This is a genomic window from Gammaproteobacteria bacterium (genome assembly GCA_033720895.1).
GTDB lineage: Bacteria > Pseudomonadota > Gammaproteobacteria > Natronospirales > JAJUFS01 > JAWWBS01.
The window spans coordinates 1-21,764 of the sequence record JAWWBS010000035.1; the positions used below are offsets into that span (position 1 = coordinate 1).

General features: G+C 62.1%; 17 protein-coding genes and 1 tRNA gene. 6 read left to right on the forward strand and 12 right to left on the reverse strand.

The window, feature by feature from the left end; genetic code table 11:
• On the reverse strand, nucleotides 1–1,217 hold a 1,217-nt coding region (locus R3217_06520), incomplete at its 3' end, for a magnesium transporter (protein ID MDX1455089.1).
• A 95-nt stretch (nucleotides 1,218–1,312) separates the two neighbouring features.
• Between R3217_06520 and R3217_06525 the strand changes: the two genes are divergently transcribed.
• Complete coding sequence (locus R3217_06525; protein MDX1455090.1) at nucleotides 1,313–1,762, forward strand: GNAT family N-acetyltransferase; 450 nt, start codon at nucleotides 1,313–1,315, stop codon at nucleotides 1,760–1,762.
• A gap of 63 nt (nucleotides 1,763–1,825) precedes the next feature.
• Here the strand turns inward: R3217_06525 and R3217_06530 are convergent, their stop codons facing one another.
• The 5 genes from R3217_06530 to R3217_06550 all read right to left on the reverse strand — a co-directional run bounded on the left by R3217_06530 (nucleotide 1,826) and on the right by R3217_06550 (nucleotide 9,258).
• A complete protein-coding gene (locus R3217_06530; GenBank protein ID MDX1455091.1) occupies nucleotides 1,826–2,338 on the reverse strand; it encodes a c-type cytochrome in 513 nt (170 codons plus the stop codon).
• A gap of 148 nt (nucleotides 2,339–2,486) precedes the next feature.
• Nucleotides 2,487–3,872 (reverse strand): META domain-containing protein, encoded by a 1,386-nt coding sequence (locus R3217_06535; protein ID MDX1455092.1) that lies wholly within the window; start codon nucleotides 3,870–3,872, stop codon nucleotides 2,487–2,489.
• A gap of 55 nt (nucleotides 3,873–3,927) precedes the next feature.
• Nucleotides 3,928–5,880: an acetate--CoA ligase gene (acs, locus tag R3217_06540; protein MDX1455093.1), complete on the reverse strand. Its 1,953-nt coding sequence runs from the start codon at nucleotides 5,878–5,880 to the stop codon at nucleotides 3,928–3,930.
• A gap of 59 nt (nucleotides 5,881–5,939) precedes the next feature.
• Nucleotides 5,940–8,708 carry a serine/threonine-protein kinase gene (locus R3217_06545; GenBank protein ID MDX1455094.1) on the reverse strand — a complete coding sequence of 923 codons (2,769 nt, stop codon included), beginning with the start codon at nucleotides 8,706–8,708 and terminating at the stop codon, nucleotides 5,940–5,942.
• Nucleotides 8,701–9,258, reverse strand: coding sequence for a sigma-70 family RNA polymerase sigma factor (locus R3217_06550; protein ID MDX1455095.1), 558 nt, complete (start codon nucleotides 9,256–9,258; stop codon nucleotides 8,701–8,703). Before R3217_06550 ends, R3217_06545 begins: the two co-directional genes overlap by 8 nt.
• A gap of 140 nt (nucleotides 9,259–9,398) precedes the next feature.
• Between R3217_06550 and R3217_06555 the strand changes: the two genes are divergently transcribed.
• From R3217_06555 to R3217_06565, 3 genes are all read left to right on the forward strand, one after another.
• Nucleotides 9,399–9,866: a hypothetical protein gene (locus tag R3217_06555; protein ID MDX1455096.1), complete on the forward strand. Its 468-nt coding sequence runs from the start codon at nucleotides 9,399–9,401 to the stop codon at nucleotides 9,864–9,866.
• 82 nt (nucleotides 9,867–9,948) lie between these two features.
• The gene (locus tag R3217_06560; GenBank protein MDX1455097.1) at nucleotides 9,949–11,016 is read left to right on the forward strand and encodes a metallophosphoesterase; all 1,068 of its coding nucleotides are present in this window, start codon (nucleotides 9,949–9,951) and stop codon (nucleotides 11,014–11,016) included.
• A 19-nt stretch (nucleotides 11,017–11,035) separates the two neighbouring features.
• A tRNA-Arg gene (locus tag R3217_06565) sits at nucleotides 11,036–11,112 on the forward strand.
• 104 nt (nucleotides 11,113–11,216) lie between these two features.
• Here R3217_06565 and R3217_06570 read toward each other — a convergent pair.
• A complete protein-coding gene (locus R3217_06570; protein ID MDX1455098.1) occupies nucleotides 11,217–12,050 on the reverse strand; it encodes a hypothetical protein in 834 nt (277 codons plus the stop codon).
• 328 nt (nucleotides 12,051–12,378) lie between these two features.
• Between R3217_06570 and R3217_06575 the strand changes: the two genes are divergently transcribed.
• Together R3217_06575 and R3217_06580 are read left to right on the forward strand one after the other, a co-directional pair.
• Nucleotides 12,379–14,064, forward strand: coding sequence for an ATPase domain-containing protein (locus R3217_06575; protein MDX1455099.1), 1,686 nt, complete (start codon nucleotides 12,379–12,381; stop codon nucleotides 14,062–14,064).
• A gap of 4 nt (nucleotides 14,065–14,068) precedes the next feature.
• A complete protein-coding gene (locus R3217_06580) occupies nucleotides 14,069–14,383 on the forward strand; it encodes a circadian clock KaiB family protein (protein ID MDX1455100.1) in 315 nt (104 codons plus the stop codon).
• Between the two features lie 32 nt (nucleotides 14,384–14,415).
• On the opposite strand, the gene R3217_06585 is transcribed toward R3217_06580, so the two are convergent.
• The 5 genes from R3217_06585 to R3217_06605 all read right to left on the reverse strand — a co-directional run.
• Complete coding sequence (locus R3217_06585) at nucleotides 14,416–15,318, reverse strand: diguanylate cyclase (GenBank protein MDX1455101.1); 903 nt, start codon at nucleotides 15,316–15,318, stop codon at nucleotides 14,416–14,418.
• A 194-nt stretch (nucleotides 15,319–15,512) separates the two neighbouring features.
• On the reverse strand, nucleotides 15,513–19,088 hold the full coding sequence (locus R3217_06590) for a M1 family aminopeptidase (GenBank protein ID MDX1455102.1): 3,576 nt from the start codon (nucleotides 19,086–19,088) through the stop codon (nucleotides 15,513–15,515).
• 26 nt (nucleotides 19,089–19,114) lie between these two features.
• Nucleotides 19,115–19,993 carry an ABC transporter ATP-binding protein gene (locus R3217_06595; GenBank protein MDX1455103.1) on the reverse strand — a complete coding sequence of 293 codons (879 nt, stop codon included), beginning with the start codon at nucleotides 19,991–19,993 and terminating at the stop codon, nucleotides 19,115–19,117.
• Between the two features lie 261 nt (nucleotides 19,994–20,254).
• Nucleotides 20,255–21,442 carry an NAD(P)/FAD-dependent oxidoreductase gene (locus tag R3217_06600; GenBank protein MDX1455104.1) on the reverse strand — a complete coding sequence of 396 codons (1,188 nt, stop codon included), beginning with the start codon at nucleotides 21,440–21,442 and terminating at the stop codon, nucleotides 20,255–20,257.
• Nucleotides 21,439–21,764, reverse strand: a 326-nt coding sequence (locus R3217_06605; protein ID MDX1455105.1) for an elongation factor P hydroxylase, incomplete at its 5' end; no start/stop codon positions are given. The genes R3217_06605 and R3217_06600, both read right to left, overlap by 4 nt.

Here is a 21,764-nt window from a genome sequence, read left to right on the forward strand (position 1 = left end):
CCCAGCAGCATGCCCATGCTGAAGACGTCTGTGGCGGTGGTCAGCAGGATGGCCGAGGCCGTCGCCGGATCCGCGCCCATGCGTTTCAGGAACAAGGGCACGAGCACGCCGATCATGCCAGACAGCATGCAGCTCAATGTCATTGCGCCAAGCACGACCGCGCCGAGATGCACGGCATGGAGGCTGGCATCGGTGCTGGCGTAGAACCACATGCCGATCGCGGCGGTGACGCCGACCAGCAAGCCGTTCAACAAGCCCAGCCGCATTTCCTTCCAGAGCATCTTGCGCTTGCCGCTGCCGCCGAGCTCGTCCAGTGCCATTGCCCGCAGGGTGACGGCCATGGCCTGGCAACCGGTGTTGCCGCTTTGCCCGGCGAGCACCGGCAGGAACGCAGCGAGTACCACGATCTGCGCAATGGTCTCCTCGAACACGCCGACGACCGCGGCGGCGATGAATGCCGTCAGCAGGTTCACTTGCAACCAGGGATGGCGGAAGCGGAAGGCACGCAACCAGGGCGTGGTGACATGCTCTTCGTTCTGCACACCGACCATGCGGCCCGGTGTGGCAGCCAGCAGGTCGGCCTGTTCTTCGACCAGGGTGTAGCCGGGAACGAGACCGACGAGCTCGCCATCGTTATTGGTGACCGGGTACACCGGGTAATGCCGCGAAAAAACCTCGTGCACGGCGTCGCGGATTTTCATGTCCGGCAGCAGCACGAAGGGATTCGGCACCATGATGTCTCGCAGCTGCGCGGTTTCATCCGCGAACAGCAGGTCACGCATCACCACCACGCCGGACAGGCAGCCCTGCGCATCGGTGCAGTAGGCGTAGGTAAAGAGGGTTTCATCCAGCAGCTTGCGCAGCGAGGCCCGGCACTCGGCAACGGAAGTTGTCTCGGGGAAGACACCCACGGCCGGTTCCATCAGGTGACCGACGGTGTCGGCCTCGAACTGCTGGTTGATCTCCCATTGCCGGCGGCGCTCCTCGGGCAGCAGGGGTGTGATGCGGGCGGATTGTTCTTCTTCAAGATGGCCAGCCACTTTCATGGCAAAGGAAGAGGGCAGCTCCTCGAACGCCGCGACCACCGTCGCATCATCGAAATGCGCCAGCAGCTCCGCGGCATCCAGTGGCGCACGACGTTCAAGCGCCTGCACCAGCCGAGCCATGTCGACCTGATTTCTTTCTTGCGAGCCAGCCTGGCTCCAGTCGGTTTTCATGAGGATTCCCCGCCCCGAGATGTCGATGCTGCATTCTAGCAGTGCCGGGTGATTTGCTGGCAGACTGGCAGCAGGTCCACAGGGGAAGGCGCATCATGAGCAAGGTCACTGTTCGAACCGCCACGCAGGATGATCTCCCTGAACTGGCGATGATGTTCGACGCCTACCGGGTCTTCTATGCGCAACCGGGTGATCCGGGAAAAGCCCGCGCTTTCCTGGAAGAGCGCTTCGAAAATCGGGAGTCGATCGTTCTGCTCGCCGAGCTGGACGGCGGGCCGGCCGGCTTCACGCAGCTCTATCCGATGTTTTCGTCAGTGCGTTGTTGCCGCACCTGGGTGCTGAACGACCTCTTCGTCGCCGTGCATGCCCGTCGGCAGGGCGTGGCCGATGCCTTGCTGGAAGCAGCGGAGAACCACGCGCGTGAATCCGGCGCCGGTGGCCTGATGCTGGAGACGCAACACTCGAACAAGCCGGCACAGGTGCTTTACCGGAAGCGGGGCTGGCAGGAAGAAACCGAGACCACCTGGTTTTCCTTCAAGACCTGAGAAATTACGGTCAAAAAAAAGCCCCTCGACGAGGGGCTTCTTCCTGTCTCTTTGCAGCGAGGCTTACTTGGAGCCTTCCACCATGTAGTCGACGGCGGCCTTGACCTCTTCGTCGCTCAGGTAGCTGGCGCCGCCCTTGGGCGGCATGTAACCGGCGCTGCCCTGGTAGCCTTCGATGGCGTGCTTGTAGAGGGTGTCATTGCCCTGGGCAATGCGATCGGTCCAGGCAGCGGCATCACCGAACTTCGGTGCACCGGCAACACCGGCACCGTGGCAGGCAATGCAGGCCTTGTTGTAGGCCGCTTCGCCGCTCAGCGCTTCGGCCGCCGCGCCGTTGCTGCTGGCAGCAACCTTCACCGGCTGGGCAGCCGGCAGCTCGTCCTCGGTCGTCAGCACCTTGCCCACCGGCTCGAGCTGCTGGGCAGCCTTGGCCATGGCATAGGGGTTCTCGCTGTTGTCCGTGTCGAGGTTGCTCTCGGCCAGGTGATTGGCGAGGAAATACATCGCGACGGTGAACAGCATCAGTGCGCCGATCACGATCAAGAAGGTGTCCAGAAATTTGCGGTCCTGATCCATTGTCTCTACCTGCCTTGTTACCTGACGTGGCGCCCGGCTTCCGGGCGGCTGTTGAATTCGTGGCCTGGCGGGCGAGCCGTCCAGGCAGGGGACGCATTATAAGAGAGGCGGGCAGGCGGTTGCCAGCCGCTGATGTGCCCATTGCGGCCTATTCGCTGCTGGCTGCCGCTTCCGAGGGCTGGGCCGGGCGCGGCGCCGGCAGGAAGCGCAGTTCGGCGGAGCGTTCCAGGGAGCTCAGCCGCAGTCCCTCGCCGATCCGCTCGACAAACCAGAAGCCGGACAGGTCGGCAAGCGGACCCTCTCCCTCCAGGCCGGGACAGGCTCGACGGGTCATGGCCAGCGGGCCGACCAGCACCACGTTGCCCGGGAAGCGCAGCACCCCGGCCGTGAAGCGATTGCAGCCGGCCTGGCCTGCCAGCTGGTTGTTCTCCAGCCATGACAGGCGCCCGGGCGAGTCGTCGCCTTCGGTGCTGAGCCACCAGTCCTCACCGGGTCGCCAGCCATCCGGCCAGCCTTCGCGGGCAGGTGGCTGCGCGGCTTCCCAGCGCTCGGACCCCCAGTCATAACGCAACCGTTTCCAGCGCGGCATCGGCGTGCTGCCGGACTGGCTGCTGTCCTGGCGCGACCAGGCGAGCGGGAAACGCCGCAACAGGGTATTGCCGTGGACATGGAAAATGTCCTGGCCGGTGTAGCCGCGCGCATCGACAGTGGACATTTCGCCCAGCTCGATTTCCTGCAGACGATCCTCGTCGACCCGGAAAGCCTTGATGTGTCCCGGCTCCGCGGGTGTGGTGCGAGTGATGGCCAGCAGGATCTCGGCACGGCCATCGCCGTCGAAATCATCCAGCCAGCTGTCGACCAGCACGCCATCGCGGGCAGAGGTCAGTGCCAGCCGCTGACCGCCAGACTGCACGAACAGCTTCAGTCCGCCGGCATCGCAATTGTCGCCAGCCGACACGCTGACGGTGGCCAGCACGTCCTGCCAGCGCAGGGTCTTGTTGTAGTCGCAGTGGTCTGGCGGCGCCAGTTGCGCACGGGTGGCTTCGAGGAGGTCCAGCCCGCGGATCATGACGTCGGCGGGCTCGTCCTTGTCCAATGGCACGCGATCGCCATTGAGCCGCTTGTCGGCGCTCAGCAATTCACCGTTGACGCCATACTCGGCCATGGCATTCATCCGGTAGGCCCGCGTATCGTCGCTGCCTGTCACGGCGTCCGGTGCCAGCCATTCGCCCTCGCTGCGGAAGTACACCGGGATGTCTTCGTAATAAACGTAGGCATTCTCGGCCAGCCCTTCTTCCCAGCGGATCAGCTCCCGGACCAGTCTCACGCGGCCATTGACCGCGGCGACGTCGAAACTGGGCGCCGGCGCCACCTTGGCATCGCTGAGCGTGCCGCTGAATCGCTCGACCAGCGAACTCTCGTTGCTGCTCGTGTGGGCGCTGCGATCCGGCTCCGAGTCGCAGCCGGGGAGCAACAGCAGGCTGCCCAGCAGGGCAAGGCCGACGGCGGAATGTCGCTTCAGGGAATGGTTCATGGGCAAAGTGTAGAGCGCGACCCGGCGAAACGCCAAAGTCGCGCTCTCTCGGCAATCATCGATTCAGTCGATGCTCGACCAGGTCGTCGACCACGCCGGGATCCGCCAGCGTCGAGGTGTCGCCGAGCTGGTCGTGTTCGTTGGCCGCGATCTTGCGCAGGATGCGGCGCATGATCTTGCCCGAGCGCGTCTTCGGCAGCCCGGGTGCCCACTGGATGAATTCCGGCGTGGCGATCGGTCCGATCTCCTTGCGCACCCATTGCTTCAATTCATCAACGAGGGCGTCGCCGGGCGCTTCGCCGGCATTCAAGGTGACATAGGCATAGATGGCCTGGCCCTTGACGTCATGCGGGCAGCCGACCACGGCCGCTTCGGCCACCTTGTCATGTGCCACCAGCGCGCTTTCGACTTCCGCAGTGCCCATGCGATGACCTGACACGTTGATCACGTCATCGACGCGGCCGGTGATCCAGTAGTAGCCATCCTCGTCTCGTCGCGCGCCGTCGCCGGTGAAGTAGCGTCCCGGGAAGGTCTTGAAGTAAGTGTCGACGAACCGCTGGTGGTCGCCATAGACGCTGCGCATCTGGCCGGGCCAGGAATCCAGTATCACCAGGTTGCCCTCGGTGGCTCCCTCGAGGATGTTGCCGTCGTTGTCGACCAGCGCCGGCTGGATGCCGAACAGCGGCCTGGTTGCCGAGCCGGCCTTCGTTTCGGTTGCGGCAGGCAGCGGACTGATCAGGATGCCGCCGGTTTCGGTCTGCCACCAGGTGTCGACAATCGGGCAGCGCTCCTCGCCGACCACGCGGTAATACCACTCCCAGGCTTCCGGGTTGATGGGTTCGCCAACCGTGCCCAGCACGCGCAGGCTGGAACGCGAGGCCTTCTTCACTGGCGCATCGCCCTCGCGCATCAGGGCACGAATCGCGGTCGGGGCGGTGTAGAAGACGTTCACCTGGTGCTTGTCGCAAACCTGCCAGAAGCGGGATACATCAGGGTAGTTCGGCACGCCCTCGAACATCAGGGTCGTGGCGCCATTGGCCAGCGGCCCGTAGACAATGTAGCTGTGACCGGTGATCCAGCCGACATCGGCCGTGCACCAGTAAATTTCACCTTGCTGGTAATCGAACACCATCTCGTGGGTGAACGACGCATACAGGAGGTATCCGCCGGTGGTATGCAGCACGCCCTTGGGCTTGCCGGTCGAGCCGGAGGTGTAGAGGATGAACAAGGGATCTTCCGCATTCATCCTTTCCGGTTCGCAGTCCGCCGACACCGTTGCCGCCGCGTCGTCCAGGTAGACATCGCGACCCTCCTGCATGGTGACCTTCGCGCCGGTGCAGCGGGTGGTGATGACATGGCGCACCTGCATGCCGTCCCTCGCGGCGATGTCGATGGCCTTGTCGACATTCTCCTTCAGCGGAATGGTCTTGCCGCCGCGACGCCCTTCGTCGGCCGTGATCACGACATCGGAAGCGCAATCCACGATGCGACCAGCCAGGGCATCCGGCGAGAAACCACCGAACACCACCGAGTGCACCGCACCGATGCGTGCGCAGGCGAGCATGGCGTAGGCCGCCTCCGGGATCATCGGCATGTAGAGCGTCACGCGATCGCCCTTGCTGACGCCGTGCTCCTTCAGCACGTTGGCAAAGCGGCAGACCTGCTCGTGGAGTTCACCGAAGGTGATCTTCGCATCGACGGAAGGGTCGTCTCCTTCCCAGATGATGGCGATGTCATCCTTGCGTTCGGGCAGGTGGCGGTCGATGCAGTTGGCGCTGACGTTCAGCTCGCCGTCTTCGAACCACTTGATGTGCAGGTCGCTGGCGTCATAGCTGACGTCCTTCACCTTGGTGAAGGGCTTCATCCAGTCGAGACGTTTCGCCTGCTCGGTCCAGAAGGCCTCGTTGTTCTCGATCGACTCCTTGTACATGGCCGCGTATTTCTCCGGGCTCATGTCGCTGCGTTCGCTGGCGGATGACGGAATGGCGTGGCGCTTGGCGTCAGTCACGGTGTTCTCCTGGAGGTTTTCGATAGCTGTTTGCAAACACTAGCAAAAAATACCGGCCCTCACTGCCGTTCGGCCATAAGCCGTTCAAGCTCTGCCAGCTGCTCGCGGGCACGTTGCGTGCGCAGGTGTTCTTCGCCTACCGAGGCGACAAAGTGGTCGATGGCTGAAAGCAGCGTGTTGCGGGAGGTTTGCAGGTCGCCTGCCTGCTCCTGGAGTTTGGCCAGGGCCACCTCGGCATTGATGGTGCGCCAGTGATCGGGACCGAGGTGGGTACCCAGTACGTCTCTGGCCTTGGCCAGGTTCCGCGCGCCCTCCTCGAAATTGCCGAGATTGCCTTGCACCATGCCGAGGTAAAGCATGGCGTTGCCGGTGCGCCAGTGGTCACTGCCCAGGTTTGCGAGCATCGAATCCACCACCTTCAGCAGCAGGCTCTCCGCGCGCTCGAACTCGTCCAGCTTGTTGATGGCCAGCGCTTCCCCCATCCACGCCGACGCCGTATCGGGATGATCGGCACCCAGCGAGGCCTCGCGAATGCGGGCCGATTCGCGATAGGCATCACCGGCGTCCTGCCAGCGCTGCTGGAACAGGAACAAGGTGCCGAGATTGTTGTAGAGAATACCGGCCTCCGGATGTTCCGGACCGAGTTGTTCCAGCACGATGTCCAGGCCCTCGCGGTAAGCGGTTTCGGCTTCTTCCTGGCTGTCCGGGAAGTCCGACAGGGCATTGCCGAGGTTGTTCAGCGCCACGCCGACCTCGGCATGGCGGTCGCCATAGACCTGGCGACGCATGTCTACCAGCTCGTACAGCAGCGGCTTGGCTTCGTCGGACCGGCCCAGGGTTGCCAGCACGTGCGCCAGCTGGGTCTTGGCCGAAGCAGCACCTTCGGACAACTGGCCTTCGGCACGTTGGTAGAGCGTGGCTGCTTCGCGCAGCGTCTGCTCGGCTGCCTCAAGCTCGGAGCTGGCCGCCTGCCAGCGACCCAGTGAGAGCAGGACCTGTGCCCGATCCGATTCGCTGCCCTCGACCATGAAGTGCTGCACCGTCGGGTGGTTCAGCATGAGCTCGGCATCATGCAGCTGCGCGTTCATGCGGTAGCTCTCCGCCAGGCTCATCAGTACCGTGAATTCGAGATGGGCGTCGCGTGGCCTCATGTCGATGAGGTAGGCGAGGGCGGACTGGAATCGTTCGACCGCGGCGGCGTAGTCGCCCTCCGACATGTCGACATGGGCCAGGCTCATCAGCCCGCGTGCGTACACCGGCGAGTTGTCTGCTGCGCCCTCGTGCTCCAGCAGGCGCAAGGAGCTCTCCAGCAGTCGCCGGGATTCCGCATGCACGCCAAGGCCGCGATAGGCATTGCCGGCCGCTTCGAGCAGCGCAGCACGCATTTCTGCTTGTTCGCCGGAGCCAGGGTCGAGGATGCGGCGCGTGCCCGCATCCAGCAGTTCGCGTGCCGTGGTCTCCGGCGCGCCGGCGACACTGGGATTGGCCAGCTCGAACAGCGACGCCGTGAATTCCGTCACCCGCTGGGCAACCTCGGCTTCGCGATTGGCCCGGTCGCGCTCGATGGCCGTCTCCCTGAACTGCCAGCTCATCAGGATGCTGAACACCAGCAGCAGCACGAAACTGGTCGCCAGCAGCGAAACCGGCAAGGTATGGCGCTTGATGAACTTCTTCAGTCGATAGGCCTGGCTGGGCGGGCTGGCAAGCACCGGCTCGTTGTCCAGGTAACGCTGGATGTCGGCGGCCAGTTCGACCGGCGTTGCATAGCGCCGGGCGCGATCACGGGCAATGGCCTTGCCGACGATCCAGTCCAGGTCGCCCTGCAGCGCACGAGCCAGCGAAGCGTTGTCCACGTAGCCACGCTCGGGCGCGATATTGTCCTCGGTTTCCAGCACGCGCCGGCTGGCCAGCGGCGGGTCCTCGTCACGCAGCCGGCGCTGCATCTCGCTGGCCAGTGGCGTATCTGCCCGGAAGTTCATCGGCGGCGTCCCGGCCAGCAATTCGTAAAGCATCACCCCGATGGAGTAGATGTCGGTGCGGGTGTCGACATCCAGGCCCGAGGAGTCGAGTTGCTCGGGAGACATGTAATCCGGCGTGCCGATGATGTGACCGATGCGGGTGTGCAGCGACCTGTCGGTCAGGGGCTGGCTGACCGCCTTGGCGATGCCGAAGTCGATCACTTTCGGAATGGCCCTGCCATCCTCCTCCGCAACCAGGACGTTGTTCGGCTTGAGATCGCGGTGGATGACGCCTTTCTGGTGCGCATGCTGGATGGCTTCGCACAGTTGCTGCACCAGTGCCAGGCGATCATCGAGCTCGAGGATGCGATTGCGACAGTACTCGTTGATGTTCATGCCGCGGACGTACTCCATCACGAAGAACGGACGGCCATCCTCGGTGCTGCCGCCATCGATGATGCGGGCAATGTTCTGGTGCGTCATCAGCGCCAGCGCCTGGCGCTCTGCTTCGAAACGCGCGATCACCTCGCGAGTGTCCATGCCTGGCTTGATCACCTTCACGGCGACGCGTCGCCGGACCGGTTCGGTCTGCTCGGCGATATAGACGACGCCCATGCCGCCCTCGCCGATCCGTTCCAGGATGCGGTACTTGTCGATGCGCTCGGGATCAGGGATGTCCACCGGTGGTGGAACGAAGACGCTATTGTGCCGGGTCGCCTCTTCATGCGCGCTCAGCAGTTTCATGACGCGGGCATACAGGGCGTTGTCACCGCCGCACAATTCGTTCAGCAGTGCGTCACGTTCATCGGGGTTGGCTTCCAGGCAGCGATTGAAGATTTCCTGCTCGCTGCTCATCGGCGACTCACTCATTCGCCATGTACTCGAAAAGCCAGGCGCGGGCGTAGGTCCAGTCGCGCTTCACCGAGGCGGGAGAGATGTCGAGGACCTCGGCTGTTTCCTCGATCGACAACCCGGTGAAATACCGCAGCATGACCGTTTCGCGCAGCCGCGGATTCTGTTCGGCCAGCGCGTTCAGTGCTTCATCGAGTTCCAGCAGGTTGATGCTGTCCTGGCCGCCCGGAATCTCCAGCCCTTCGAGCGTGACGCGCTCGAGGCCGCCGCCGCGCTTTTCCGCATCGCGGCGGCGCGCATGCTCGATCAGGATCCGACGCATGGCCTCGGCGGCCGCGCCGAAGAAGTGACGACGGTTCTGCCACTCGCCCTGGTTGCCGGCCAGCCGGAGATAGGCCTCGTTGACGAGCGCTGTCGCCTGCAGCGTGTGCCCCGAGCGCTCGCGTCGCATCTGGGATTCGGCCAGCTTCCTGAGCTCGTGGTAGACCTCTTCGAGCAGCCTGGATTGCGCCCTGGCATCCCCACTGGATGCCTCGGCCAGCAATTGCGTCAGATCACCGTCGGCCATGTGCCCCCCTTGCGCATGCGCCTGGCATTTCCTGCCCGGTCCGGATTGGGGTTCCGCGATTTTCGGCGACCCGCCATGAGCCCCCAGGCCGCCAGACTTCGCATGAACCAGTAACAATAGTAGTCCGGAACGAGCCAAGCGTGAACACAGACCCTCCCAAGCTGCCGGGCGTGCAGCCGTTGCATCCTGCGCGCGCTGATTTCGAGGCCATGCGCTTGCCGCCTGGCGCGCTGGATCATCGCGGCCTCCTGGTGCTCGGTGTGCAGTACCTGCTCGAGTATCCGGAACCGGTCGCGATCGACCGGCTGCTGACTGCCCTGATGCGCTACCAGGCCAATCTGGCCGATCTGCCTGGGCGTGCTCGCTATCATGAAACCAGGACGCTTTTCTGGTTGCGCATCACCCGCGGCTGTGTGGCCGAGGTGGAGCGACGGCTGGGTACCCGGGTACCGGCGGAGGTCGCCACCTGCGTGCTGGAACGCTGGGGCGACCGCGCCGACTACATCGAGGAATTTTACTCGCCCCGCTGCCTGCGGCAGTGGCAGGCGGTCTATGGCTGGGTCGAGCCGGACCGGGCGCCCTTGCCAGCGGCGGATCAACAGCCGTAATCCTGCCCCGTGATTGTCCCGCCAGCAGGGATTTCCTAGCATGGGCGCTCTAGCTCATCGAGAAGGGTCCATGGTGAATCATTTGAAAACGTTCTTGTCGGCATGGCTGCTGGCCGGCCTGCTGGCATTCTTCCTGCCTGCCACCGCAGGAGCATCCGCGCTGGTCGACGGTCCTTATGTTTTCAAGGACGAGGCCGGCTACACCATCAAGTGGGTCTGCAACGGCGAGCCGCAACAGCTTGCCGGGCTACCGCATGCGGACCTCGCGGCCTGGCGTGCCTGCGGCCTGCAACTGCCGGCCATCCGCCGGGAGCACCCGCCAGCCGACCATGACATCCAGGGCGTGCAGCGCTTTGCCGCGCTCAGCGACATCCATGGCCAGTTTCACCTGTTCAAACGCCTGCTGAGGAGCAATGGCGTCATTGACGCCGAGAATCGCTGGGCCTTTGGCGACGGCCAGCTGCTGATTGCCGGTGATGTCATGGATCGCGGTCCTGCCGTGACCGAGGCGCTCTGGTTCCTCTACGACCTGGCGCGGCAGGCGTCTGCCGCCGGTGGTGGCGTGCAGCTGGTACTCGGCAATCATGAAGTCATGGTCATGCGGGATGATCGCCGTTACCTGCATGACTCTTATATAAGGGTCGAGCAGCTGCTGGGCGAGACGATGACCGAGCTGTATGCGCCAGGCAGCGTGCTGGGCGACTGGCTGCGCTCGCGGCCGATCATGATGCGCGTGAACGACAACCTGCTGATGCATGCCGGCGTGCCGCCTGGCGTGGCCGAGGCGGGCATTGCCCTGCCAGACATCAACACGGCCATGCGCCAGTTGTTGCTTGCCGGCAGTGGTGGTGACGCCCGCATGGCGGATGACTGGCTGGACGGCGGTGGCGGACCGGTGTGGTACCGCGGCCATGCCGGGAAGGACGGCATCAGCGAGGCCGAGCTTGATGCCCAACTGGCCCATTTCGGGGTGAAGCGCCTGATCGGTGGCCACAATTCCTTCGACCGGATCTCGGTCTATTTCGGTGGTCGGGTCCTGCAGGTCGATTCCAGCATCAAGCTGGGCGGGGAGCGGGGTGAACTGCTGCTCTGGGACGAGGAAAAGGGCTTCCGTCGCGCCGGGCTGGATGGTGTGGAGAGGCCGCTGTGATAGAATCGCCACCCTCAAGGCGCCCGTAGCTCAGCTGGATAGAGTGCTGCCCTCCGAAGGCAGAGGTCACAGGTTCGACTCCTGTCGGGCGCGCCAAAATCTCGAGCCCCGCATGTTGCGGGGCTTTTCTTTGCCTCCAAGCAGGAGTCGAACCTGTGTTGTCCTCCAGGAGCGACTCCCGCGCCTTCAACCAGCAATGCTTATTGGCTGCAACTCTCGCTGGTGATGGTGAACTCGGGCAGCGTGCCTCCGCCCTCGATCAGGTACTGGTAATGGATGCGGATGCCTTCATCCATGAGGAATCGGTATTCGCTGATATTGCAAAGGCGCTTGGTGATCTGGACACGCATCACTTCACCCAGCTCTGCAGGGCTCAGGTCCGCAACGGCCACGGCGTCGATCTGGTTGATGATGGTGAAGGTCTTCCCGCTGGCCTCGGCGCCGGTAATCTGGGTCATTTCGTCGAGACGCAGGGGCGCGTTGGACCGGTAGTTGAAGGCCAGCGCTTCGATACGCTCTTCGGGTGACAGGTCGGCCTGGGGATTCAGTGCTTCTGCCGCTTGCACCTTCGGCCGCTCACCGCCCAGCTTTTCCAGGTACTCGAGGCAGTCAGCCGCAGTGACGCTGACTTCGAACAGCGGTGTGCCATCCGGCGTCCAGACGTTGGTGCGAATCATCTGGCCATTTTCGCGCATGTTGGCATACACGTCTTCAAAGCAGAACGTGCTGCGCATGTTGGCTTCGACGCCAGCTCGATAATCGCCGGCATGGATGGGTTTGACCCCCCGCATCTCGCTGGTAAAGGAGATGCCGTCGTCGATTCGCGCCACACCGACCACTGTAGTGATGCTGTCGACCGCGACCGGCAGGCTTTGCCGGATATCCGCAACCAGCTCGTCGGCGGTGACCGAGCCAGATCTGTCAAAAAGCGCGCCGTTTCCGAAACTCCCGTTGCGCCACACCAGTACCGACACGATCGTCACGACAACGATCACAGCCAGCAGCTGGCCCCATTCCGGTTTTTCGTTTGCCACGACCACTCCCCGCACTGTCCTGCGAGCAGTTTGCCAGCTCTGTCGGAAACCGCAATCGTGCTTCGTTCGAAGCGATACGGGATCGCCTGCCGCACCGCGACGAGCTGGCGAGGATGCGCGGGATTGCGGTGAGACAGGCATGCCCGTTGCTGCTGGCGCCTTCGCCGCAAGGTTGATACAGGTCAAATAGTAAAATGTGAATCAGCGCTTATACTGAACAGGTAGTGGAAACACATGCTTGCTGTGGCGGCCTACCCTTCTATGTCGACCATCAGCTTCGATGGACATGCCGTGGCCTGGCTGCCCGGCTCCGGGGGAGAACAAGGGAATGAGCGAGCAAGCACGGTTGCTGGAAAAGCGGCCTACAGGGATTGCCGGACTTGACGCGTTGACCGAAGGCGGCCTGCCCGTCGGACAAGCCACCCTGCTGTGCGGTGGCCCGGGCGCTGGCAAGACCGTCCTGTGCCTGCAGACGATTGCCAATGCCATCGAATCCGGAGCCGGGGGTGGCGTGTTCGTCACCTTCGAGGAGACGCCTGCGCAGATCCGCCGTGATGCCAAATCGTTCGCCTGGGGTGACGCCCTCATGGACAGTGAAAAGTTCAGGCTGATCGATGCGCGCGAGCAGGCAAGCGTGCCGGTTTCCGGGGACTTCGACCTGTCACCCATGCTGGCCTACCTCGGCCAGCTTGCCGAGGAGTGCAAGGCGGCGTGGGTAGTGATCGACGGTATCGATCAGTTGATCCGGCTGATCGACAATCCGCGCCAGGCATCGATCCAGTTGCGAAAGATCAACGAGTGGTGCGAGGGCGTCGATTTCGGCCTCATCATGTCAGCCAAGGCCAGCGATGACATGGGCGGCGTGCGCGACCTGGATGGCGTCGAGTACATGCTCCCGACCGTGATCAACCTGCGTACCGAGATGAGAAGCAAGACCTTTGCCCGTTTCTGTCGCATCGCCAAGTACCGGGGTACCAGCCACAGTTCGCAGCTCGCTCATGTCCTCATCGACGATTCCGGCATTCGTTTGCCCTTCCAGGAGTCGCGAACTATCGAACGGACATTCGAGGCCAATCGCGAGAAGATCAGTGTCGGTGTCGAGGCGCTGGATGAATACATGGGTGGAGGTCTCTACAAGGGGTCGGTCACGCTTATCTCCGGACGGCCAGGAACAGCGAAAAGTACCTTGGCCAGCGCGTTCGTGAAAGCAGCAACCGATCTTGGCGAGCGGGCCCTGTTCATCAGCTTTGACGAGGATCATTATTCCCTGGTCCGTAACCTGAAATCTGTCGGGATAGACCTCGATTTGCCAAAGGAAAAAGGCCTGATCGAGTTTCTTGGTCTCAGCTCCTGGGCGAATACCGCGATGGTACATTTCGTGAGCATGATGGAGAGTCTCCGGCGTTACCAGCCTTCGGTGCTGGTCATCGATTCGCTCTCGGCACTCCGTTACAACGACGATCATATCGATCCGCGCGACGTCATCGAGCATATCCTGGATCATGCCAGCCGCAACGGTATCACCAGCATTGTCACCTCGCTCAGTGCCGGGGGCATGTTCAACGATGAGGCTTCCCTGAGTCATGTCTCGACAGTAGCGGACAACTGGCTGGTGCTGGACTACAACGTGCGTGCCGGCGAACGTAATCGCTCGATTTCGATTGTGAAATCCCGCGGTGTCAAGCATTCCAACCAGCAGCGGGAACTTATCCTGGGTGAAGACGGCATCCGCCTTGCCGACGTCTACGAATACGGCACGGAGGTGTTGATGGGTACGGCTCGTGCTGCGCACCAGCTGGAAGCGAAACGCATCGCTGGCCGGCAGGAGAACGAGCATCGCAAGACTGTCGAAGAGCTCAAGCGGCGCATGGAACAGACCTCGCACGAGCTGGAAAGATTGCAGATGGAAATCGATGCCGAACAAACAAGATTCTCGGAGGAGCAGGCCAGCTCGCTGAGAGAGCTCGAGACCATTCGCAAGGTACGCCGCAACTTGCATGACCAGGAGTCCTGACGGCATGTCCACATCGACGAATCAGCTGGAACAGAACCCCCAGACGTCGCGGCGGATCATCTTGTTCCTGTCCGGACATTCGCCGCATTCCAACCGGGCCAGGGAAAACCTGAGGCGCATGCTTGAGAAACTCGAGCTGCTGGATGTGCCGATCAAGACGATCGACATGCAGGCATCACCCCATGCGGCGACCGGTTATGCCGTGTTTGCCGCTCCGGCCATCATGAAAATTTCGCCGCGCGGTTCGGACATGCTTTACGGTGACCTTTCCAATACCGAAATCCTGGAAAGCTTCCTGCTGGACCTGGCCGAGATCTGACGCCCCGGGCTGGCAAGCTGCTACGCAGTCAATTACCCCTTCTCTCGATAGCCGATGACTGGCCCGGCTGTTGCCGTGGCACGACCTTGCTTGGCCGCGTAGAGCGCCCGGTCTGCATTGATAAGCAGGCTTCGCAGGTCACGGTCGCCCGGCTCCAACGATGCGATGCCGCTGCTCAGCGATATGTCTGCAAGGCCACTCGTGCGGTGCACGCGCCCGGCAATATCCGCTACCAGGCATTGCAGTCTTTGCTCGAAGCCTGCCCGGTCGCTCGACGCCAGCAACACGGCAAATTCATCGCCCCCCATGCGGGCCAGGCAGCAGGCGTCCGGGAACACCGACGCCATGCTGGCCGCAATGCACCTGATGACCTCGTCACCGGCATCATGCCCGAAGGCATCGTTGATCTGCTTGAAGCGATCCGCGTCCAGGAAGGCCAGCAGCAATGCCTCTCCGGCGCGTTCTTCCAGTCGGATCTGGAAGGCACGCCGGTTGTACAGGCCCGATAAGGGGTCGGTCATTGCCTGCCTTTCCAGCTGGCTTTCCATGCGCTTCCGCTGGGTCACTTCGCGTACGATCGCGAACGCCCATCGCTCGCCGTTCATGTTGATGTCGTTGATGCTGAGTTCGACCCAGATCTCGTGCCCGTCCTTGTGCAGCGCCTCGATTTCGACGCGCTTTCCCAGGACATTGCCGCGGCCTGTTCGACGGTAGGTCTGCTGTGCCGCGTTGGCCCGCTCGCGGTAACGAGCGGGCGTGATCAGGGAATGCATGTCCTTGTCCAGCACTTCGTCGGCGGTAAAGCCGAATGTCTGCTCGGCGGCAGGACTCCAGTAGCTGATGCGCCGCTGTTCGTCGGCAATGATGATGGCGTCATAGGAGCGTTCGACGATCTTTTCGAACATTTCCAGGCGACGGCGGCTGTCGGGTTTCATGTGCAAGACCTGTGGCTGACCAGGACCTCAACAGGGTCCTCTTCAGCAGCATGCGTAAAAATGCACACATTTGGTTGACTCGGGGGTCACAAGAGCGGGCTTTCAGCGCAAATCAGCGACATTTTGGGAGGTTCCTTAGGCGCAAAAAAAGCCCCGCACGGCGGCGGGGCTTTCCTTGACGGTGGCGGGCCGGTCTAGTCGGTGCTCAGCGTCTTCAGGTTGTCGCTGGAAGAGCGGTCGATCAGGCGCACGTACGGATCGACGCCTGCCGATGCCGGCCGCTTGTCCACCGTGATGCTCAGCGTGTTGGTGCCGCTGACCAGCTGATGGCGTTCCAGGTAGATGGGCTCGGCAGCCTTGCCAGGCTCTTCCGGCTCTTCGCCGAACAGGCCGATCTCGATGGCCATGTCCAGAGGCACCTCGGTTTCCTCGCCTTCGCCATTGGCATCGAACTTGGCCGCCTCGATCTCGAGCTCGACCGACCAGCGACCATTGTCGGTCTCGGCCAGGCTGGCTTCCTCCAGTTTCAGGTCCCAGATCGTGATGCGGTTGATCAGGTCATCGATAAAGCCATGCTCGGATTCCGGCGCTTCGGCCTTCAGCGCAGCCAGCAGCACCTGCGATGTCGGCCACTCGGGACCCCGGAACTTCCATTCGTCCACGATATTGCGCAGGGCCTGGTTCACGACCTCTTCGCCAAGGTATTCGCGCAGTGCGTACATCACCACCGATCCCTTGCGATAGTGGATGTAGGCCTGGTTCTCGTTGGTAATCAGAGGGTTCTCCTCGATCACTTCGCCGCCGCGGCCTTGCAGGTAGGTGTCGAGTTCGTACTTCAGGAATCGACGCATCTGCGTGCGGCCGTATTCCTTCTCCAGCACCATCAATGCCGAGTACTGTGACAGCGTTTCGCTCAGCATGGTCGCACCCTTGACGTCGGCACCCATCACCTGGTGTGCCCACCACTGGTGTGCCATCTCGTGCGCAGTCACGTAATAGACATAGTCGATGTCGTCCGGATCGCTCAAGTCCGCCGTAAAGCCGATCGATTCCGAGAACGGGATCGTGTTGGGGAAGGCCTGCGCAAAGGCAGCGTAACGAGGAAACTCGATGATGCGTGCCTGCTTGTGCTGGTATTCGCCGAAGTGCTCGCTGAAATATGCCAGCGAATCCTTCACGCCTTCGACCATCCGATCCAGGTTGTAGTCATGAGCCGGGTGGTAATAGATCTCGATGGCAACATCGTTCCAGCTGTCCTTGTGGACGGCGTAGCGCCCGGACTGGAAGGCATAGAACGACATCATCGGTGAATCCATCTTGTAGTGGAAATAGCGACGGTCGTTCTCGATCCATTCCTTCTGCAGGTAGCCCGGCGCAATTGCGATCTGGTCCGGACTGGTGCTGACCACGGCTTCGAAAGTCGTCCAGTCACCCGGCAGGTAGTTCTGGGCCAGGCCAACCGGGTCGTCTTGCGGTCGCATGCGATCGATAGGTTCGAGATCGTGCTCGCGACGCTTGGAGCGATCGGTCAGGCGACGGCCATCGGCAAAGCCGATGTTCGGCAGCACTTCGAAGTTGTTGAAGAAGGTGCCGTTTTCAATGACCTGCTTGAGATTGCCGGCGTTGGCAAAGCCACGAGGTGTCTGCGAGGTGCGCACCGTCATCCTGACCGACTCGCCAGGCTGAACGGCCTCGGCAAAGCGATAGATGCGATAGCCAAGGCGCTCGTCATCAAGCTCCAGTTCCGCACCCTCGATGTCGAGTGCATCGATGTCTATGTCGTCCGGAATGGACAGGTGCAGGTAATCGATGGCGAAATCGCGCCGGTTCTGCAGGGTGATGTTCGCCAGCAACTCGAAGCGTCGCTCCTCGGGGTAGATGTCGACCTCTGCATACACATCGGCTGTCGACAGCTGCAACAGGTCGCGATACTCCCCATAGGTCTTTTCGTAATCCGCCTGCAACTGCTCGCGTTCATCGCTGATGGTGTACTCGTTCAACACGTTGGTGTTGTAGAAGATGAACGACCCCAGGCCGGCAAAGGCGACCAGCAGGGTTGCCAGTGCGGCGCCCGCAGGACCCAGCAGCTTGCGTCGCGCGGTGGCGAGCCGACCCTTCCAGTTGCTGCCAGTGCCACGCTGCCACAGCAAGTGACCGAGCAGTACCAGGATGCCGGCGAACACGGTCCAGTAAGCCATGAACCAGAACTTCGGCACCAGGAAATGACCGTATCCGTTGATGTCGGAATAGGGCGTGCCCGGCGCGCTGGCGTACTGGTAAAGGTTGTGCTCGAAGCCCATGGACGACATCACGCCGGAGACCGCAATGTAGGCAACCAGCAGCAACATGCCGGTCCATTTGCCGTTGCTCACGACCTGCAGGAAGATTGCCAGCACCGCCGTCAGGTAGAAGCTCCAGCCGTCGACCAGCAGTATTTCGGTGAGATAGACGGACAGCTCGTAGTTGTTGTAGCCATGAATCGTCTGCATCACCAGGCCGCAGATGATGGCGACCGTCAGCAGGCTGACCAGCACGAAAATCAAGGCCAGCAGCTTGCTGACGAACAGCACGCCATTCGGTACCGGCGTGGCCTCGATGATTTCGCTGATCCGTGTCTGGCGCTCCCGCCAGACAATTTCGCCAGCGTAGTAAACGACGATGATCACCAAGGTGAACAGGAACGAGCCCTGGATGGCCAGCACAGCAAGGCCTGTCGTCAGGTAGTTATCCGTGCCATACATGTCCGGCATGCTGGACATGCGTCCCAGCACGTTGAACAGGCCAACAATCAGGATCACGAAGAACGGCGCCGACTTGGCAACGGCCTTCACCTCGAAGCTGGTCCGCATCACGAACTGTTGCCAGGTCGTGGCGAAATCGAAGCGCTGGGTGACGTTGGGAATGTGGCGTGGTGCCGCTTCCTCATTCTCATCCGCGGCCTTCTTTTTCGCTTTCGCCGGCTTCTGCTTGTCCTCGGTGCGGAAGCGGAAGGTGGCATAGCTCAGGCCCAGGAACAGCAGCGACACGCCCATCCAGGTCAGGCGATTCGCCAGGAACAGGCCTTCCAGTGCCGGCAGTTCGACGTTGCGCTCGAACACGGTCCAGTAGCGAGTGGCTTCGCCCACCGCGCCCAGCGCAAAGGGATCGAGCATCGCAGCAAGCGTCATGCTCTCGGGATCGGACAACAGGTTCTGGGTGATGACGAACAGCACGAGGAACACCACCACCGTGATGTAGGTGCCCATCAGGCTGCGAGTGATGTTCGCCACACTGAAGAACGCAGCCGAGCAGAACAGCATGGTCGGCAACACAAGGCAGAACAGCGTCCAGGCGTAGGCGCCAGGTTTCAGGGCACCGATGCGCTCCGGATCCAGCCACGGCATCATCGCGCCGAAGAAAATCCCCGACATGCAGACCGCCATGACCAGCATGACCATGGTGAAGGCGCCGAAGAAACGCCCGAACACGTAGTCGAACTTGTTCAGCCGGGTAGAAAACAGCAGGCCGTCGATACCCACTTCCTTGTCACGCAACACGGCATTGCCGCAGAAGGCGGTTGCGACGAACATGCCGAAAACGCTCAACACGAGCATGGTCTGGAAGATCACGAAAGTGGCATTGATGTCGAGGTTGGAGGTGCTGCCGCCGATCTGTACGTCGGAATTGGCAGTGCCCATGAAGGCGAGCAGGAAAAAGATCGCTGCAGTCACCCAGAAAGTCGGCTGGCGCATCTGGAAGCGCAGCTCGAACAGGTAGACGCTCAGGAACATGATGGTTCTCCTTGTTGGCCGGCCGCTCAGGCGTGGCGGGCTTCGCGAGGCAGGTTGGAGAAGTACACGTCTTCGAGATCCGGCTCGATGTTCTCGAACCCGTCACCCGGCTGGCTGTCAGCCAGCACGTGAATGACCTGCTGGCCGCTGACCAGGCGAGTCGAGATGACATCATGCTGCTGCTGGTAGGTCGGCAGTTCCGAGCGTTCGATGAAACGCTTCCAGATACGGCCTTCCAGCGAGGAGATCAGTTCCAGCGGCTTGCCGCGGAGTCGCACGGTGCCGGAGGCGAGGATGGCCATGTCGTCGCAGAGTTCGGTGACATCTTCGACAATGTGAGTCGAAAGAATCACCACCACGTCCTGGCCGATTTCCACCAGCAGGTTGTGAAAGCGATTGCGTTCGGCAGGGTCGAGGCCGGCCGTCGGCTCGTCCACGATCACCAGCTTGGGGTTGCCGAGCAGCGCTTGGGCGATGCCGAAGCGCTGCCGCATGCCGCCGGAAAAACCGCCGATGTGTTTCTTGCGTACGTCGTAGAGGTTGGTCTGGTGCAGCAACGCGCCAACCAGCTCCTTGCGTTCCTTGCGATTGGCAATGCCTTTCAGCACGGCCATGTGATCGAGCAGGTCTTCGGCCGAAATGCGGGGATAGACGCCGAAATCCTGCGGCAGGTAACCAAGCTGCTTGCGCAGCGCGTCCTTGTCGGTGGTAACGTCCACGCCATCGAAGGTGATGCTGCCGGAATCGACGTCCTGCAGGGTCGCGATGCTGCGCATCAGGGTGGACTTGCCGGCGCCGTTCGGGCCCAGCAGGCCGAACATGCCCCGGGAAATGTCCAGGCTGACGTCGTTCAGTGCCATGACGCCGTTGGCATAGGTCTTCTTCAGGTTTTTCAAGCTCAGCATCGGTCTCTCCCCGCTGTTCATCTTTTTTATTCAAACCCTGGATGCGGCTGCTGCATCCCAGAGTGTTGGTGTTATATGTATGTATAACACTGGGTATCCGGGCATTGCAACAGCGAATTGGATGCGCCCCTGGGAATGGGTTAACTGATTGATATTGTTGATTAAAGCGTGACTGCACCCCTTTCCGGCGGTCACGCTGGAATTTTGCTTGGAGTCACTTCAGCGGAAAAAGTGCCCGGGAAATCGGGAAAACCCGGCTTGTCAGCAGGCCTGGCCGGCGCACCAGCCAGAGGCCCAGGCCCACTGGAAGTTGTAGCCGCCCAGCCAGCCCGTCACGTCGACAACCTCACCAATGAAGTACAGCCCCGGCACCTGCTTTGCTGCCATGGTCTGCGACGACAGCTCGGCGGTGTCGACGCCGCCAAGGGTGACCTCGGCGGTGCGATAACCTTCGCTGCCAGCCGGGACCAGCTGCCAGGCATCGAGGCGGCTGGCCAGTGCATCCAGTTGCCTGTTGCTGCAATCCGCCAGGTTGCCGCCGGGCCAGTCGCCCGCCATGCTCGCAGCCAGCTCCTCGACAAAACGCTTCGGCAGGCGCTCTGCCAGTATTGTTGTCAGCCTGGCGCGAGGCCGCTGCTGTCGCATGTCCCTGAGCCACTCGGCCGCACTCTCCCCCGGGAAGAGATCGAGCCGGATCGCCTCGCCCTCCCGCCAGTAAGAAGACACCTGCAGGATCGCAGGACCGCTCAGGCCACGATGCGTGAACAACAGGTTTTCACGAAAGCCGGTGCCGTCTTCGGCACTGGCCTCGCAATCCAGGCTCACGCCGGACAAGGCATCCGCCTGCCGTTTCAGTGCGCCATCCAGCGTCAACGGCACGAGCGCAGCCCGTGTCGGCAACACCTTGAGGCCGAATTGCCCGGCCAGTCGGTAGCCGAAGTCGCTCGCACCCATGGTCGGAAAGCTGAGGCCGCCACAGGCGACAACCAGGCTGTCGCTGCTGAAGCTTCCCAGCGAGGTCTCCAGTTCGAAGCGTTCATTCCTGCTGACGGCATCGATATCGCAGCGCGTGAGAATCTGCACACTGGCCTGCTTGCACTCGTCTGCCAGCATGGCAACGATGTCCTTGGCGCTGTTGTCGCAGAACAGCTGGCCGAGCTTTTTCTCGTGATAGGAAATGCCATGCTTTTCCACCAGCGCGATGAAGTCAGCGGGCGTGTAACGCGACAGGGCCGACTTCGCGAAATGGGGGTTGGCGGAAATGAAGTTGTCCGGCCCGGCGTTGATGTTGGTGAAATTGCAGCGTCCACCGCCGGACAGCAGGATCTTCTTGCCGATCCGCTTGGCATGGTCGAGCACGAGGACCTTGCGGCCACGCCTGCCGGCTTCGATGGCGCACATCAGTCCCGCGGCGCCTGCGCCGATCACGATGACGTCAAGCTGCTTCATGCAGCACCACGTTCTGCCGGTCGAACAGAGCGTCCGAGCAGCGCCTGCTCGAAGTGGCAGGCGCGGCGAGGCAGGCCTCGCTGCCGGTAGGAAAGATAGGCTGCCTCCACCTTCGCTTCGAAACTCTCATGGTCCACCGGAACGCCGGACAGGTTGTCGATGCTGACTTCGAAGTGCTTGTCGCAGGCCTCGCTGAATATGCGCTCCAGCGCTTGTGGCCTTGCCTCGACGTCTTCAAAGGCTCTCTGCTCTTCGGCATTGCGGCCATCGGGCCGGTACCAGTAGCCGTAATCGACCAGCTGGCGACGCTGCGGACCGGCAA